The organism is Sphingomonas sp. (assembly GCF_965200135.1).
Classification (GTDB): domain Bacteria; phylum Pseudomonadota; class Alphaproteobacteria; order Sphingomonadales; family Sphingomonadaceae; genus Sphingomonas.
The window spans coordinates 132,474-147,256 of the sequence record NZ_CBDATK010000013.1 but is presented as its reverse complement, the minus strand read 5'-3'; the positions used below and the strand labels follow the sequence as shown (position 1 = coordinate 147,256).

General features: G+C 69.1%; 16 protein-coding genes. 9 read left to right on the top strand and 7 right to left on the bottom strand.

The genetic code is table 11. The features are described from left to right. Window positions 1-6 precede the first annotated feature (6 nt). The 3 genes from ACOFKS_RS14315 to ACOFKS_RS14305 all read right to left on the bottom strand — a co-directional run bounded on the left by ACOFKS_RS14315 (window position 7) and on the right by ACOFKS_RS14305 (window position 1,938). Window positions 7-288, bottom strand: coding sequence for a hypothetical protein (locus ACOFKS_RS14315; protein ID WP_419809935.1), 282 nt, complete (start codon window positions 286-288; stop codon window positions 7-9). 54 nt (window positions 289-342) lie between these two features. After that, a complete protein-coding gene (locus ACOFKS_RS14310; protein WP_419809934.1) occupies window positions 343-1,122 on the bottom strand; it encodes a transglutaminase-like domain-containing protein in 780 nt (259 codons plus the stop codon). 69 nt (window positions 1,123-1,191) lie between these two features. After that, window positions 1,192-1,938, bottom strand: coding sequence for a Bax inhibitor-1/YccA family protein (locus tag ACOFKS_RS14305; RefSeq protein WP_419809933.1), 747 nt, complete (start codon window positions 1,936-1,938; stop codon window positions 1,192-1,194). A 121-nt stretch (window positions 1,939-2,059) separates the two neighbouring features. Here ACOFKS_RS14305 and thpR point away from each other — a divergent pair, with 121 nt between their 5' ends. After that, a complete protein-coding gene (thpR, locus tag ACOFKS_RS14300; RefSeq protein WP_419809932.1) occupies window positions 2,060-2,626 on the top strand; it encodes an RNA 2',3'-cyclic phosphodiesterase in 567 nt (188 codons plus the stop codon). Then, the gene (locus ACOFKS_RS14295) at window positions 2,626-3,153 is read left to right on the top strand and encodes a superoxide dismutase family protein (RefSeq protein WP_419809931.1); all 528 of its coding nucleotides are present in this window, start codon (window positions 2,626-2,628) and stop codon (window positions 3,151-3,153) included. Before thpR ends, ACOFKS_RS14295 begins: the two co-directional genes overlap by 1 nt. 166 nt (window positions 3,154-3,319) lie before the next feature. On the opposite strand, the gene ACOFKS_RS14290 is transcribed toward ACOFKS_RS14295, so the two are convergent. Next, the gene (locus ACOFKS_RS14290; protein WP_419809930.1) at window positions 3,320-3,961 is read right to left on the bottom strand and encodes a hypothetical protein; all 642 of its coding nucleotides are present in this window, start codon (window positions 3,959-3,961) and stop codon (window positions 3,320-3,322) included. Then, window positions 3,934-5,154, bottom strand: a complete 1,221-nt coding sequence (locus ACOFKS_RS14285) for a TIGR04063 family PEP-CTERM/XrtA system glycosyltransferase (RefSeq protein WP_419809929.1) — start codon at window positions 5,152-5,154, stop codon at window positions 3,934-3,936. The genes ACOFKS_RS14290 and ACOFKS_RS14285 overlap by 28 nt, the downstream gene beginning before the upstream one ends. Before the next feature lie 105 nt (window positions 5,155-5,259). Here ACOFKS_RS14285 and ACOFKS_RS14280 point away from each other — a divergent pair, with 105 nt between their 5' ends. The 4 genes from ACOFKS_RS14280 (at window position 5,260) to ACOFKS_RS14265 (ending at window position 9,756) form a co-directional block, all read left to right on the top strand. Further along, on the top strand, window positions 5,260-6,432 hold the full coding sequence (locus ACOFKS_RS14280; protein ID WP_419809928.1) for a PPC domain-containing protein: 1,173 nt from the start codon (window positions 5,260-5,262) through the stop codon (window positions 6,430-6,432). An 81-nt stretch (window positions 6,433-6,513) separates the two neighbouring features. Next, window positions 6,514-6,642, top strand: coding sequence for a hypothetical protein (locus tag ACOFKS_RS14275; RefSeq protein ID WP_419809927.1), 129 nt, complete (start codon window positions 6,514-6,516; stop codon window positions 6,640-6,642). After that, window positions 6,635-8,011, top strand: a complete 1,377-nt coding sequence (locus ACOFKS_RS14270) for a DUF5935 domain-containing protein (RefSeq protein ID WP_419809926.1) — start codon at window positions 6,635-6,637, stop codon at window positions 8,009-8,011. The genes ACOFKS_RS14275 and ACOFKS_RS14270 overlap by 8 nt, the downstream gene beginning before the upstream one ends. Next, on the top strand, window positions 8,011-9,756 hold the full coding sequence (locus ACOFKS_RS14265; protein ID WP_419809925.1) for a hypothetical protein: 1,746 nt from the start codon (window positions 8,011-8,013) through the stop codon (window positions 9,754-9,756). The genes ACOFKS_RS14270 and ACOFKS_RS14265 overlap by 1 nt, the downstream gene beginning before the upstream one ends. Here ACOFKS_RS14265 and ACOFKS_RS14260 read toward each other — a convergent pair. Next, window positions 9,753-10,676 carry a right-handed parallel beta-helix repeat-containing protein gene (locus ACOFKS_RS14260; protein WP_419809924.1) on the bottom strand — a complete coding sequence of 308 codons (924 nt, stop codon included), beginning with the start codon at window positions 10,674-10,676 and terminating at the stop codon, window positions 9,753-9,755. The genes ACOFKS_RS14265 and ACOFKS_RS14260 overlap by 4 nt on opposite strands. A 162-nt stretch (window positions 10,677-10,838) precedes the next feature. Between ACOFKS_RS14260 and ACOFKS_RS14255 the strand changes: the two genes are divergently transcribed. Together ACOFKS_RS14255 and ACOFKS_RS14250 are read left to right on the top strand one after the other, a co-directional pair. After that, window positions 10,839-11,858, top strand: coding sequence for a DNA topoisomerase IB (locus ACOFKS_RS14255; RefSeq protein WP_419809923.1), 1,020 nt, complete (start codon window positions 10,839-10,841; stop codon window positions 11,856-11,858). An 18-nt stretch (window positions 11,859-11,876) separates the two neighbouring features. Next, window positions 11,877-13,076, top strand: coding sequence for a mechanosensitive ion channel family protein (locus ACOFKS_RS14250; RefSeq protein WP_419809922.1), 1,200 nt, complete (start codon window positions 11,877-11,879; stop codon window positions 13,074-13,076). Window positions 13,077-13,082: 6 nt separating this feature from the next. Here ACOFKS_RS14250 and ACOFKS_RS14245 read toward each other — a convergent pair whose 3' ends face one another. Next, on the bottom strand, window positions 13,083-13,991 hold the full coding sequence (locus tag ACOFKS_RS14245) for a DUF2167 domain-containing protein (RefSeq protein ID WP_419809921.1): 909 nt from the start codon (window positions 13,989-13,991) through the stop codon (window positions 13,083-13,085). Between the two features lie 260 nt (window positions 13,992-14,251). On the opposite strand from ACOFKS_RS14245, the gene ACOFKS_RS14240 reads away from it, so the two are divergent. Next, window positions 14,252-14,710 carry a MaoC family dehydratase gene (locus ACOFKS_RS14240; protein WP_419809920.1) on the top strand — a complete coding sequence of 153 codons (459 nt, stop codon included), beginning with the start codon at window positions 14,252-14,254 and terminating at the stop codon, window positions 14,708-14,710. Window positions 14,711-14,783 lie beyond the last annotated feature (73 nt).

The window sequence follows — 14,783 nt, the reverse complement described above, 5'->3', positions numbered from 1 at the left end:
CGGTCGCTATCCGCCCTGCTGCAACTTCTTCTCCGCTTCCTCGTCATAGCCGGAGGACGCGGCCGGGCCGGTGTTGTGGACAGGCTGGGTGGACGCGGGCGGGTCGCTGGCGTCCATCGATTCGTCGAGCGCGTTGTCGAGCCGTGCCTCCTTGCTCTCCGGATCGCGCTCCAATCGGCGGGTGATCGAGGCGTCCTGCCCGGCATCCTGGCGCGGATCGCGCTCCTGGTTGCCGGCGTTCGGCGCGACCGAGAGCGTATCGAGGGGTGCGTCTTCGGTGGCGTCCATGATGAGGCTCCTCAAAAGTGTCGCGGTCGAAACGAGCGACCCGCTACCTCGTTCCTACGCCAGCCGCGCGACCCGCACCGACTGCCGCAGGAAGTCCGCGCGACCGAAGATCGTCATGAACGCGATATCGATCGCATCGCGCCCGACCGCGACCCGCGCCAGCTCGTCCGCGCGCGCCATCCCGGTCGCGTCGACCAGGTGCCAGGCGCCGTCGAGCCACAGTTCCGCGACCGCGTGAAAGTCGGGCGGGTCGACGCCGGGTGCGTAGGCGGACACGCAACGAGCGGGGATGTCGCCCGCGCGCGCCAGTGTAACCAGCAGATGGGCGAAGTCCCGGCACACGCCCGCGCGGTTGCCGAACGTGTCGAGCGCCGTCGTCTCACCGGCGGAGGAGCCGACCTGATAGCTGATCTCCGCCTCCACCCACGCCGCCAGCGCCGCCGCGAGCCGCCCGCCGCTCAGCCCGGCGAACCGCCGCTGGACGAAGCCGTAGAGCTTGTCGACGGGGCAATAGCGGCTCGGCAGCAGATAAGCCGTAAGTCCCGCCGGCACCTCGCGCGGCGGTGTCGCGCCCAGCGCCTCCAGCTGCACCGGCGCGCGCGCAACCTCCACGGTCGCGCGATACTCGGCCTGCACGTCGTGCATGCCCCGCACCCAGCAGCGTTGGCCAACGCCGTCCTCTCCCGTCGCTGCGCGGACCGGGTGGTCGGACCAGATCGTCAGCCGCTCCGCCTCGATTCGCTGGTCGGCCATCGCTGCTGCCTCGATCTGTAACAGCACGTCGGCGGGCGCGGGCAGCGCATAGTGGAGATCGACTTCGATCGAGAGCCGCACGCCTTTTTTCCCCAAACGAATGGGCCCGGCGGTCACCCGCCGAGCCCATCTTGTTTCGTCGATCGACGGCTAGTTGCGCGAGCTACCGAACAGCCGCAACACGAACAGGAACATGTTGATGAAGTCGAGGTAGAGGTTCAGCGCCGACATCACCACGGTGCGCCCGACCTGATCGGTCCCGGCGACATAATCATACATGCCCTTGATACGCTGCGTGTCGTAGGCGGTCAGACCCGCGAAGATCAGCACGCCGACGATGGAGATGACGGGGTTCAGCCCCGGCAGCCAGATCGCGAGCAGGCTAGCGACCAGCAGGCCGATCAGCCCGACGAGCAGGAAGGTACCCATCGGCGACAGGTCACGCTCGGTCGTATAGCCCCACAGGCTCAGGCCCGCAAAACCTGCCGCCGTGGCGAAGAACGCGCCAGCGATCGAGGTGCCGGTATAGGCGACGAAGATCGTCGACAGCGACAGGCCCATCAGCACCGCGTAGGCCCAGTAAAGTGCCTTCAGCGTGCCCGTCGCCATCCGCTGCTGACCAAAGCTCATCGCGAAGACGATGCCCAGCGGCGCCAGCGTGACGATCCAGCCGAGCAGGCTCGGCTTGCCGGTCACCGGATTGAACAGCGTCGCGAAGAACGAGCTGGCCGCGAAGGCCATCGCGATGATGCCCGTCAGAAGGACGCCGGACGCCATGTAGTTGTAGACGGACAGCATATAGGACCGCAGGCCCGCGTCATACGTCGCCGTCCGGGTCGGGCTCGCGGTCCCGGTGAACGGGGCGGCGCCGGACCGAGGGTCAGACCAGTTAGCCATTCGAAACTCCTTTGCCCGGCGTGACAGGACATGCCGGATAGCGGTAATATCGTTCCGAACCGGAAATGGTTCAAGTCATCCCTGTAACGCGCCGTCTCTGCGGCAACAAAAGATTACGTCCATGAGCCTGCGCCTGTTCGTCGCCCTGCGTCCGCCGCCCGCGATCCGGGTGCAGTTGAGCGACTGCATGGACGGCGTGCCGGACGCGCGCTGGCAGGACGACGAACAGCTGCACCTGACGTTGCGCTTCATCGGTGCGGTCGAACGCGCGCAGGGAGAGGACGTCGCCGCCGCACTGGCGCAGGTCCACGCCCCCGCTCCGACCGTGCGGCTGGCGGGCGTCGGTCGGTTCGAGCGGCGCGGGCGCACCGACGCACTGTGGGCGGGCGTGGCGCCGCACGACGCGCTGGCGGGGCTCCACCGCAAGGTCGATGCCGCGTGCATCCGCGCCGGTCTCGACCCGGAACGCCGCGCCTACCTGCCGCACATCACGCTTGCACGCCTCTCGCCGAGCGCAGGCCGCGCGCCCGAGATCGAAGACTGGCTCGCCGACACGGCGGGGCTCGCCAGCGCCGCCTTCACCCTGCCCCACCTCGTCCTCTACCAGAGCAGGCTCGGCCGCGACGGTGCCACTTACGAGCCGGTCGCGCGTTGGCCCCTGCATACCGATCAACCCGGAGACTCCTGATGCGCCCCTCACTCCTGCTGCTTGCCCTCGTGCCCCTCGCCGCCTGTGCCGAGCACCGGGCCGACACCGGCGCCGTACTCCCCGGCGGGCGGGTCGCGACGGCGGCGCTGGCGGACGCGACCGGCCGTCCGGTGGGCCGCGCTACGGCGCGCGAGGTGACGGGCGGCGTCCGCGTCACGCTGGATGTCCGAGGCATGCTGCCGGGGACCCACGGCGCGCACCTCCACACCGTCGGCTCGTGCGTCGCCCCCGACTTTGCCAGCGCCGGTGGGCACTGGAACCCGGCGGGCACCAAGCATGGCAGCATGAACCCGCAGGGGCCGCATGCCGGCGACCTGCCCAACCTGATCGTCGGCACCGACGGACGCGGCACACTGGGCATCGTCCTCGCCGGGGCGACGATCGGCGGAATGCTCGACGCGGACGGCACCGCGATCGTCGTCCACGCGTCTGCCGACGACCTGATGACCGACCCCTCGGGCAACAGCGGCGGTCGGATCGCATGCGGGGTACTGAGGGCCGGGTGAGCCTGTTTCCCTCGTGTTCTAAAGGGAACGGGGCGGGCTACCGAACGCAGCGGCCAGGACTGATCTTTCCTGCGGTTCACTACCCTCGTCATAAAGACGGCAGCCGCGCCGTTCAGGTCGTGCCGGAGGCGGGACCGCCGTAATGCGCCTGTGAAGAGGGGAGGCGTTAGGCGACCACCCTCCGCCTCGCGCCCTGTTCCAGCCGGCGCAGCAAGGCGTCGATGCTGGGTGTCTGCTCGGCGCGCACGCCCGTTACGACCGGCGGCGGGGGCGTCAGCACGAATGTCTCCAGCCGCTCGCCTGGCGCCAGCGCCGGCGCGAGCGACTTGACCGGGCGCGCCGGCGTGCGCGGCACGTCGGGCAGCGCGGCCGGATCGAACGCCGCGAGCGGCACGTCCAGGTCGCGCGGCAGCGCCAGTTCCACGGTCGCGGCGGTCAGCTCCGCCGCCGTGACCGGCCGCCGTGGCGGCGCGTCGGGATGGGCATCGGCGCGGCGCACGGCCGGGCCGTCGCCCGTCCGGTATATCCGCCGCGCGAACGGCGCGCCCGGACCGAAGACGAGATACAGCGCCGCCCAGACGATCGCCGCCACCCCGACCCCGCCACCCAGCGCCAGCACGGCGCGCGCGGTCAGTCCCAGCGGTGGTGCCGCAACCGGTAGCACGGCGGCGATGCCGCTCAGCTCGACCCCGCGCTCCAGCCAGTGCGTCGGCAACAGCCCAAAGACGATCGCCACGACCGCGCCGGCGCTCGCACCACCAATCAGCGGCACGGAGGGGATCACGCCTGAACGGGCTGTCTGGACCATGGGTTCGCCTTACGCGCGGCACCGATCAGCCGCTGGTAAACGGGGTCGTAACGAGCAATGTTTGACGACCAGTTACGTTCTGTTTCAACGAATTGCCGTGCCCGCGCCCGCCGCGCGTCCCACCCGCCCCGCTCGGCGAGCAGCCCCGCCAACGCGCCTGCCAGAGCCACCGGGTCGCCGGGTGGGAACAGCGTGCCGGTCTCGCCGTCCCGGATCAGTTCGCGATGCCCACCGACATCGGATGCGGCCACCAGTCGGCCCTGCGCCATCGCCTCCAGCGGCTTCAGCGGCGTCACCAGTTCAGTCAGCCGCATCGCCTTGCGCGGATAGGCGAGGATGTCGACCACGCCGTAATAGCGCTCCACCTCGCCGTGCGGCATGCGACCCGTGAAGCGGATGCGGTCGGCGACCGGCGACGCCGCCGCCTGCGCTCGCAAGTCGCGCTCCGCCGGGCCGCCGCCGACCAGCAGCAGCGTCGCATCCGGCCGTGCCGCGACCAGCATCGGCATCGCCGCGATCAGATCGTCTAGTCCTTCATAAGGATAGAAGCTGCCGATGAACCCGATCACGTCGCCGCTCAGCCCCAGCGTCGCGGCCAAGGCTTCATCGCGCGGCGCGGGGGTCCCGAACAGTGCCATGTCGACGCCATTGGGTGACACGACCAGTTTCTCTGCCGCCACGCCGCGCGCGAGCAGATCGCCCTTCAGTCCGTCGCAGATCACCGCCACCGCGTCGGCCCGCGCCACTGCCCAGTTCTCCAGCGCCCGCGTCGCGCGATACCGCCACGATCCCTCGACTCCGGTGCCGTTGCCGACCGCCGCATCTTCCCAGAACGCCCTGATCTCGTAGACCAGCGGCAACCGATGCAGCGCCGCCACCGGCCACGCCGCCAGCGCATCGAGCGCGGGCGAGTGGGCATGGAGCACGTCCGGCCGGAATGCGCGTACCGCCGCCGCGATTCCGCGAGCGAACCCGACGAGCCCGCGCAGTTCGCCGCCGGCCGAACCGGGCGACCGGTAGAAGGATAGGCCATCGCTCTCTTCCCACCCGCTCGCGCCGGTCCGCTGCCGCGCGCCCGTGACGCCTGCCACCTGCCACCCCCGCGCCTGCGACGCCTTCATGATCGCGCGCGTGCGGAACGTGTAGCCGCTCTGCAGCGGCAGGCTGTGGTCGAGAATGTGGAGGATACGCACCGCCACACCCTGCGCCGCCCGCGCTTAAGGACCCGTCAATCGCCCGCACGGGCTTGCATCCGCCACCTGCACGCCTAGGCTTCGGCGCGATACACAGGGGGACTGATGCGAAATACTACCGGCCGGATGGCCATGATCGCCGCGTTGACACTCGCGACCGCCGCACACGCGCAGAACCGGGCACCGAACCGGGCCGGATCGCAGGCCGTCCAGATCGGGCGGGTCACGGAAGGACGACTGAACGGTGCGGAGACCCGGCACGCGCTGCGGCTCGCCGCCGGTCAGACGGTGCGGATCACCGCCCGCGGTCGCGACTTCGACGCGCAACTCAAGCTCTACGGCCCGACCGGCGCCGAGCCGCTCGCCGACGACGACGACAGCGGCGGCGGCACGGTCGCGGAACTCGTCTTCCAGGCCGAACGCGCCGGGCTCTACCAGATTGGCGTCAGCCGGAGCGGATCGAGCGACGTGCCGTCCGACGGCGAGCAGGGCGAAGGGGCGATGACGGAGAGCAGCGCCGCCGTCGGCGACGTTGCCTACGACCTCACGGTCGTCGCGGCCCCCGCCCCCGTCGTGCCGCCGATCCGGCCGATCGTGCCGAACGCCGGTCAGCCGACGCCGGTCGACATGGCGCAGTGCGGCACCGGTTGCCGCTTCACCTTTCAGGCGACCGAAGGCGACCGGCTGATCGCCGAGACCTCCGCCGACGACGCCGAAGCCGACCCCGTGCTCGAATTGCGGATGGGCGGCGAGAAGATCGCCGAGGACGACGATGGCGGCGAGAGCGTCAACGCGCGGATCGTCCGCCGCATCGCGCGCACCGGCACGTACACGCTGGTCGCGCGGACGCTGGGCGGCAAGGGCAAGTTCGCGCTCGCGGTATCGTTGCGCCAGACCGTCGCGCGCCCGGCGGTGCCGATCGCGGTGGGAATGCCGGTGACGGGGCGTCTCGGTGCCGACGCGGAGATGAACGACGAGGGTCGCCTCTACGATGGGTACACGCTGCACGGGCGGGCCGGGCAGCGGGTGGTGATCGACATGGCGTCGACCGACTTCGATTCGCTGCTGCTGGTCATGGGCGATACGGTGCTGGGTCCGGTGCAGATCGCCACCAACGACGATGCCGAGCCGGAAGCGGCGAACCGCACGCGGCCGCAGTCGCTCAACTCGCGTCTGGCGCTCACCTTCGCGAAGGAGGGCACGGTCGAGATCCGCGCCGCCAGCCTGACCGATCAGGGCGCGTACACGTTGCGGGTCAGCGAGGCGCCGGCCCGGTAAGCGATAGCGGCGCGGCAGCTTCGGCTTAACCGCGCCGCAACCCCGCCCCGCTAAGCGCCCCGTCATGCGGGGCGTGCGGACATGATCGACGATTTCGCGCTGGCGGTCAGCCACGGTCTGCTGCTGCTCGTGGCGTGGCGGCTGATGCGCCGGCCCGATCTCGATCGCGAGGACACGCTGCCGCCGAAGAAGGTCCCGCCGGTTGCGTGACCTCGCCTTTCTGGCCTTTTTGGGCGCGCTGTTCGGGCTGGGCTTCCGGCGACCGTTCGTGCTGGTGCTCGTCTATATCTATATCGACATCGTCTCGCCGCAGCGGCTGACCTATTACCTCCTCAACGCGATCCCGATCTCGCTGATCGCGGTAGTGCTGGCGGTCGGCGGCTGGCTGCTCACCGACGACAAGCGCGACGTCCGGTTCGCCCCGCGCCAGGCCGCGATCCTGCTGCTGCTGCTGTACTGCGGCGCCACCACACTGACCGCCGACTTCCCGATCGAGGCAGCGGACAAATGGGCGTGGGTGTGGAAGTCGCTGGCGTTCGGCGCCTTCCTGCCGCTGACGCTGCGGACGCGCCTGCGGATCGAGTCGCTGCTGCTGTTCATGACGCTGTCGGTGTCGTCGATCGTGATCGTCGGCGGCATCAAGACGCTGGCGTCGGGCGGCGGCTATGGCGAGCTCAACCTGATGGTGAGCGACAATACCGGCCTGTACGAGGGCAGCATCATCTCCGCCGTGGCGGTGGCGATGATCCCCGTCGTGCTGTGGCTGGCGCGGTTCGGGACGGTGTTCGGCACCGACTGGCGGGTGCGGGTGTTCGCGGGCGCGCTGGCGTTCGCGTGCCTCTTGATCCCGGTCGGCACCTCGGCGCGCACCGGGCTGCTCTGTATCGGTTTGCTCGCGGTGCTGATGCTGCGCGACGTGAAGCGACGCTTCCTCTACATCGGCGCGCTGGGCGCGGCGGCGCTGGTCGTCGTGCCGCTGCTGCCGTCCGCCTACACCGCGCGGATGAACACGATCCGCACCTATCAGGGCGACGAGTCCGCCTCGACACGCCTCGCGGTGTGGGCGTGGACGCTCGACTATGTCGGCCAGCACCCGTTCGGCGGCGGCTTCAACGCCTATCTTCAGAACAACCTGCGATACGACACCGTCGCGGTGGCGTCGGCGGGCAACGTCGCCACCGTCGAGCGCAAGCTGACGGTCGACAAGGCGCGCGCGTATCATTCCAGCTATTTCGAGCTGCTAGGCGAACAGGGCTGGCCCGGCCTGTTCCTGTGGCTCGCCATCAACCTGGCCGGCGTGGTGCGGATGGAGGTGCTGCGCCGCCGTCATCGCGCGGCAGACGACCCGCTGCGCTGGGGCGGCGCGCTGGCGGGTTCGTTGCAGCACGCACAGCTCATTTACCTGCTCGGCGGCGCGTTCGTCGGTATCGGCTTCAACCCGTTCCTGTATCAGCTGCTGGCGGTACAGATCGGCCTCGACACCTATCTGACACGCCGCGCGCGCGAGGGCCGCGCGGAGAGTTTCGCCGGCCGCGTCCGCGCGCGTCCGACGCTGATGCCCGCCGGGCAAGCGGGCTGATGGGCGGCCTCTTCCTCGCCTCGACGACCGCGCCGGACCTGACCGCCGATGCGCTGCCCCGCGCCGTCGCGCAGTTCACCGCGCACGGCTTTTCCGCGACGACGCCGATCGCGCTGCCGGGCTGGCAGGGGCTGCACGCGCCGTTCATCCTAGGCGGGCCGGACGGCTTCCTCGCGCGCGGCGACGATCTGTGCGCGGTGGCGGGAACGATCGTCGTTGACCGGCTGATGGGGAGAGCCGCATTGGAGCGGCTGATCGACGACATCGACCCGCTGCGGCTCGACTGGAGCCGTCTCGGCGGCCAGTTCGCGGTGCTGCTGCGGCGCGCCGGACGGACCTTCTTGTTCACCGACTATTTCGGCGCGTTCCAGCTGCTCCACGACAGCGGCCGCCGGCTGTTCTCGACCTCGCTGCTGTCGGCGCTCCACGCCCTGCCCCGCGTCGCGTTCGATCCGCAGGGTGTCTACGAGTTCGCGTTCAACGTCGCGCCGATCGGCGGCGACACGGTGTTCGCGGGGCTGCACGCGCTCGGCCCCGACCGTATCGCCGAGCTGCTGCCCGACGGCGTCCGCTATCACGCGGTCGCCAAGCCGCTGCCCCGCACCGCCGACACGTTGCCGATGCCCGAACGAACCGAGCGAGCGCGCGCGCGGCTGCACGCGATCGTCGCGCCGCATGTCGCGGCGTTCGGCGACCGCATTCAATGTCCGCTGTCGGGCGGTCTCGATTCACGCCTGCTGCTCGCGGCGTTGCGTGCGGCGGGCGCGTCGCCGTCGCTCTATGTCTACGGCCCGCCCGGCAGCGCCGACGTCGCCATCGCGCAGGCGATCGGCGCGGCGGAGGGCACGCCCGTCGAGTGGATCGAAAAGGGCCGCGCGCCGCTCTCCCCCGATGCCTTTCCCGCGCACGTCGCCGCCGAGTTCGACCGGGGGGACGCGCTGCCAAACTACGGCAACATCTTCGACAACGGCGGCAACACCGCCGCGCTGGAGGCACGTCATGCCGGCGGAAGGCTGGCGGCGTCGGGCGGATGCGGCGAGATCTATCGCGACTTCTTCTACCTCGCCGACCGGCCACGCACCGCGCGCGCGGTGGCGGCGACCTTCTTCGCGCGCTTCGTCGCCGGTGACGCCACCGCGATGTTCGACGGCCGCGTGTTCCTCGACCGGCTGGCGGCGAAGATCGCGCACGCGGTCGATCTGCCCGTCGACCGCCCGATCCCGCGCCAGGTGATCGAACAGATCTATCCCCGTATCCGCTGCGGCGCGCTGTTCGGGCGGGAGATCAGCATGGAGGCGCGGCACGGCGCCTATCTGATGCCGTTCCTCGATCACGGCGTCGTCGCCGACGCGATGACGCTGCCGGTCGGGCTCAAGCGCGCCGGGCGGTTCGAGGCGCAGCTGCTTGCCGCGATCGACCCTGCGCTCGCCGCGCATCCGTCCGCCTATGGTCACGACTTCGCCGGCTCGCCCTCGCGGCGGCACCGGTTGCAGGAATGGTCGACGCGCATCCGCCCGATCTGGCTGCGGCAGCGCAGCTACGCGATCCAGCGCCGGCTGCGGCCACTGGGCGACGAGCATGGCGGGTTGCTCTCTCCCGACTATATGCACCGCGTGATCGACCCTGACTTCCCCGCGATGCGCCGCTATTTTCGCATGGATCACGTCACCGACAGCGGCCTCTACCGCCGCATCGCGTGCCTGGAATACCTCGCCGCGCGGCTGGGCTCGCGTCTCGCCGCCTAGAGCCAGCGCCGCGCGGTCGGGGTGATGCCGGCGCCGAGCTGATTGCCGCGGATCACCACCGCCTCGCCCGACCAGTTGCCGACCAGAACGGGGCGATAATCCACCCCCGGTGCCAGTCGCGCGCGGTTGTTCTCCACCACCAGCCCCGTTGAATCGTTCGTCGCCCCCTCCGGCGCGACGGTGATGAGCGTCGAATGGTTGTCCTTGTTCGCCCCGACCACGAACTCGTTGCCCGCGATCCGCCCGAGCGCGCCGTTCGACAGGTCGATCATGTAGTTGGTATGCTGCCCCGCGGTATCGTCGAAGCTGTTGTCGAGCACCTCCACGCGCAGCGCCCGCGCCTTGAGATAATGGCCGCCGGTGCCGCGCTCGAAGCGGCAGGCGACGACGCGCAGAGCGCCGTAATGACCGATGTAAAGCGCATGCGCGCCGTTGCCGGTCGGGTCCTTGCCGAGCCCGGAGAAAGTGGAATGGTCGACGCTGATCGTGCCGGTCGCGTCGTCCGCCGACAGGATGCCCGACTGGCTGTCGAGGAACATCGCGCGCGTAACCGCCAGCGACCCTTTTTCCAGCCGGATGCCCGCGCCGTTGCCGTCCTGGACCTCCAGATGGCTGAAGACGATGCCGTCGACCGACGCGCCGCGCCCGCGCAGCACCAGCGCCGCCTTGCCCTCGCACGGCACGCGGGTGAAGACGACGGTGCCGGGCTGGTCCGCGACATAGGCGATCCGTCCCTTTTCCTGTGTCGCGCACTGGCGATAGGTGCCCGGCGCGATGCGGATCGTGCCCTCGCCGTCGCCGATCGCGCCCACCGCCTCCTGCAACGTCGCGAAGCCGCGTCCGCCGACGCTGAACGGCGCCGCCGATTCTTGCGCGGCGCCGATGGCAGGGATCAGGGCGAGCAGCAGCAAAGCGCGCATGAGCGGAACTCCGGACGACGATCCGACCCCGCTGCCACCGTGACATGGCGGACGCGACGCCGCGCAGCGTCCCGGATCGGGACGTCCCGATCCGGATCGTTAACCGCTTCCCGCCGCCCCTGCCCATCGGAACGATTCCGCCGGTCCGCGCATTGCCCGGCCATGGCCACCAAAATCGTCTACTCGGATGACAGCAAGCCCGGCATCACGCGCAAGAAGGTCCGCAACGGCTGGGGCTATTGGACCGCGAAGTCCGAGCGCGTCACCGATCGCGAGGAGATCGACCGGCTCAACGCGATCGGCCTCCCACCCGCCTACAAGGACGCCTGGTTCAACCCCAAGACGAACGGCCATATCCAGGCGGTCGGCTGGGACGAGAAGGGCCGCAAACAATATCGCTACCACGTCGGCTACCGCGAGCAGCAGGAGGCCGCGAAATACGAAAAGACCGCCGAGTTCGGCCACGTCCTGCCCAAGCTCCGCAAGCGCGTGGGAGCCGACATCGCCAAGCGCGGACTGACGAAGGAGCGCGCCGTCGCCGCTGTCGTCAGACTGCTCGACACCACGCACATCCGCGTCGGCAATGAGGAATATGCCGAAACAAACGAGAGCTACGGCGCGACGACGTTGCGGATGGAGCATGGCAAGGTGCGCGGCGACACGCTGAAGCTCCAGTTCAAGGCAAAGTCGGGCAAGCTCTGCAACACCGCCGTCACCGACAAGGGGCTGGCGCGCTTCGTCAAGGCGGCGGGCGACCTCGACGAACAGCATCTGTTCGCCTGGCTGGACGACATGGGCGAGGCGCACCCCGTCACCTCGTCCGACGTCAACGCCTATATCAAGGAGGCGACCGGCGGCGATTTCACCGCCAAGAACTTCCGCACCTGGGGCGCCAGCCTCCTCGCCTACGAGGCGCTGGCGGGGGCCGACGCGACGCTGACGCTGAAGCAGGTACTCGAACCCGTGACCGCCGACCTCGGCAACACGCCTGCGATCGCGCGCAAATCCTATGTCCATCCCGACCTGATCGATCTGGTCAAGCAGGATCAGGCTGCGTTCAGGCGCGCGCTGCAACTGCCACGCCGGATCGAAGGGCTTTCGCGCGAAGAGCGGGGCCTGATCGCGTTCCTGGAGCGCGACGTGGTGCCGGCGGCCAAGGAGGCCGCCGAAGCCGCCGCCTGACCGAACAGAATTGGACGTATGAACATCAGCAACACCGCGGCCATCGCCGCCGCCACGCGCAAACCGATCTTCAAGGCCGACGACGTCGGTCACCAGGCACAGAGCTTCTTTGCCGCCACCGCCGCCTGGCTGACCAGCCACTGGCTGCAGATCATCATCGCTACCGCGATCGCGACCGTCATCGTCGTCGGCCTGCACGCGCTGCGCCGCTGGGCACGGCGGCTGTGCGACCGCAACCCCGGCTCGGTCGACTGGCGCGTCGTGATCGGCCGCGCGCTGGTCCGCACCAACAACTTCTTCATCGTCATGCTCGCCGCCAAGCTGGTCGGCGACACCTTCGCCTTTGCAGCACCCCCGGCGGAGGTCGCAAAGACGATCAACTTCCTGTGGACCGTCGCGTCGGTGTTCCAGGTCGCGATCTGGGTCCGCGAGCTGGTGCTTGGCGGGATCGAGCACCGCACCTCCGCCGAGAACTATCATGGCGAGGCGCTGACCAGTGCGATGGGGATCATCCGCCTGCTCGTCACCTTCGCGCTGTTCGCGATCGCGCTGGTGGTGGTGCTCGACAATCTCGGCGTCAACGTCACCGGTCTGGTGGCGGGGCTGGGCGTCGGCGGCATTGCGATCGGTCTGGCGGCGCAAGGCATCTTCGCGGACCTGTTTGCAGCACTCGCGATCATCTTCGACCGCCCGTTCCGGCGCGGCGATACGATCGCCTACGACACGACGACGGGCACGGTGGAATCGATCGGCCTGAAGAGCACCCGCATCCGCTCGGCGACGGGCGAGGAGCGGATCATCTCCAACAAGAACCTGCTCGACAAGGAAATCCAGAACATCACCCGGCGCGACTATCGCCGCGTCAAGTTCACGCTCGGTGTCGTGCAGTGGACCCCGGTCGAGCAGCTGCAGGCGATCCCACAGATGATGAAGGAGGCGGTCGAGTCCGACGGCCGCAGCTTCGTGCGCGCGGGCTTCATGGCGTTCGGCGCGTCGTCCTACGATTTCGACGTCGAGTTCGATTCCCCCACCGCCGCCTTCGCCGACTTCTTCGACGCGCGGCACACGGTCGGCATTGCGATCATCAAGCGGCTGAACGATGAAGGTATCGCGTTGGCCTATCCGACCCAGACCGAGTTCTCGGCGCCACGCGATGCGGTCGCCACCTCCGGATGGCCGGCCCCGACCAGCCCGGCGGCTACGCCACCATCGGCATGACGAAGCTCACGAAGAGGCGGCGTCCCGGCCCTCGTCCTTCTTCCCGAACAGCTTCTTGAAGAACCGCGAGATCGCCGCGCCGGCGATGGCGAACAGCACCAGGAACTTCTTGCCGAAGCCGAGCGCCAGCGCGATCAGCCCCAGCTTCTTCGCCGCCACGACGCCGACGCCCGCCGCGACCAGCCCGGCGAGGCCGTAGCCAGCGCGCTTGTCACCCTTCGCCTCGTCGAAATCGGTATAGGCCTGCCCGCTCGTGAACTGCGCGGTCCGCCCGAACGTCGCCGCCGCGGTCCTGACCTCGGCCAGATGCGGCATGTCCCACAGCATGTTGAGGCTCAGCACGCCTTTTCGCCCCAGCACGCGCACGTCGTAGTTGAGGCTGTCGGCCGACGCGCCGTCGATCTTCAGGTCGCGCGCCCAGATCACCGCATGCGTCGCACGATCATAGGACGGCGGCTGCGCCCATCCCATCAGGTGCATGCCCGGATAGCCCTGCGCGCGCCGCTGCTCGTTCTCCTCGGCCTCGCCCTCGCGCAGCTGGGTCAGGATCTTGTCATAGTCGGCGGTGCTCGCATCGTCGTCGGTGACGTAGCCCGAGTCCTGAAACGTCACCACCGCGCCCCAGGTCTCGTCCATCACCGACTTGCCCGCCGGCATCACCAGCCCCAGCACACCGTCGGCGGTCGAGGGCGGATTGCCCCACAGCTCCGTCAGCACCTGGCGCGCCTGCGCGGCGTCGAGAAAATAGAAGTCCTTGCCCAGATGCAGCGTCGCGCCCGCCTGCGGGAGCGCGATGTCGCCCGACTGCGGGCGCAGGCCATGCTCGATCGTCGCAACCTGCGCTTGGCTCGGCCGATGCTGCGCGAGTGCCGGCGTGGCCGTAAGCAGCAGCAGAGCCGTCAACGTAAGTCGCATGTCATCACCCCCCGGTTGGTCCACCGACGCTGCCCCGAGGGAAACGGCAACGCAATCCCTCCCTACGGAAATGCGACGCCCGATAGGGCCTTCATCCAAGCGTGAGGGCGGGTTTAGAACATCGGGTTCGGGCTGCACGCGGGTGCCTACATCGACAGTAACCGCTGCTAAGCGCCGTGTTGGAGGTTTCGGTTTAGCTTGCGGTGTTGGATTTGACGTGGCTAGAGGGCGGGAGAAACGCTTGCCGGAAGGACTGCTCCGTGACCACGATCACCGTCGAGGAAATGAAGGGCCGCGTGGGCCAGGAGACGGTCAGCGAGTGGGTCGAGGTCACGCAGGCGATGATCGACAAGTTCGCCGACGCGACCGGCGATCACCAGTTCATCCACATCGATCCCGAGGCGGCGAAGATGACGCCGTTCGGCGGCACGATCGCGCACGGCTTCCTGACGCTGTCGCTGATGCCGCTGCTGTCGTCCAAGGTCGCCGACGCGCCCAGGCTCGAAGGCGTGAAGATGGGCGTCAATTACGGGGGCAACAAGGTTCGCTTCCTCACCCCCGTCCGCTCCGGATCGAAGGTGCGCGGCCGCTTCAAGCTGATCGAGTTCGACGAGAAGCGGCCCGGCCAGTTCCAGCAGACCAACGAGTTTACCGTCGAGATCGAGGGGCAGGACAAGCCCGCGATGATCGCCGAATGGATCAACCAGATTTTCGTATGACCGACCGCCCCCGCGATCGTGCGCGTGTACGGGCGCGGGGGCGTTACCTTTCGTTACCTTTGGCCTGAAAAGG

What these genes read in the sequence shown, in the direction of transcription:
- ACOFKS_RS14305 (WP_419809933.1), bottom strand. Translation starts at nt 1,938, where the DNA reads ATGGCTAACTGGTCTGACCCTCGGTCCGGCGCCGCCCCGTTCACCGGG.
- ACOFKS_RS14265 (WP_419809925.1), top strand. Translation starts at nt 8,011, where the DNA reads ATGGGCGGCCTCTTCCTCGCCTCGACGACCGCGCCGGACCTGACCGCC.
- ACOFKS_RS14250 (WP_419809922.1), top strand. Translation starts at nt 11,877, where the DNA reads ATGAACATCAGCAACACCGCGGCCATCGCCGCCGCCACGCGCAAACCG.
- ACOFKS_RS14280 (WP_419809928.1), top strand. Translation starts at nt 5,260, where the DNA reads ATGCGAAATACTACCGGCCGGATGGCCATGATCGCCGCGTTGACACTC.
- thpR (WP_419809932.1), top strand. Translation starts at nt 2,060, where the DNA reads ATGAGCCTGCGCCTGTTCGTCGCCCTGCGTCCGCCGCCCGCGATCCGG.
- ACOFKS_RS14295 (WP_419809931.1), top strand. Translation starts at nt 2,626, where the DNA reads ATGCGCCCCTCACTCCTGCTGCTTGCCCTCGTGCCCCTCGCCGCCTGT.
- ACOFKS_RS14255 (WP_419809923.1), top strand. Translation starts at nt 10,839, where the DNA reads ATGGCCACCAAAATCGTCTACTCGGATGACAGCAAGCCCGGCATCACG.
- ACOFKS_RS14275 (WP_419809927.1), top strand. Translation starts at nt 6,514, where the DNA reads ATGATCGACGATTTCGCGCTGGCGGTCAGCCACGGTCTGCTGCTGCTC.
- ACOFKS_RS14315 (WP_419809935.1), bottom strand. Translation starts at nt 288, where the DNA reads ATGGACGCCACCGAAGACGCACCCCTCGATACGCTCTCGGTCGCGCCG.
- ACOFKS_RS14245 (WP_419809921.1), bottom strand. Translation starts at nt 13,991, where the DNA reads ATGCGACTTACGTTGACGGCTCTGCTGCTGCTTACGGCCACGCCGGCA.
- ACOFKS_RS14290 (WP_419809930.1), bottom strand. Translation starts at nt 3,961, where the DNA reads ATGGTCCAGACAGCCCGTTCAGGCGTGATCCCCTCCGTGCCGCTGATT.
- ACOFKS_RS14260 (WP_419809924.1), bottom strand. Translation starts at nt 10,676, where the DNA reads ATGCGCGCTTTGCTGCTGCTCGCCCTGATCCCTGCCATCGGCGCCGCG.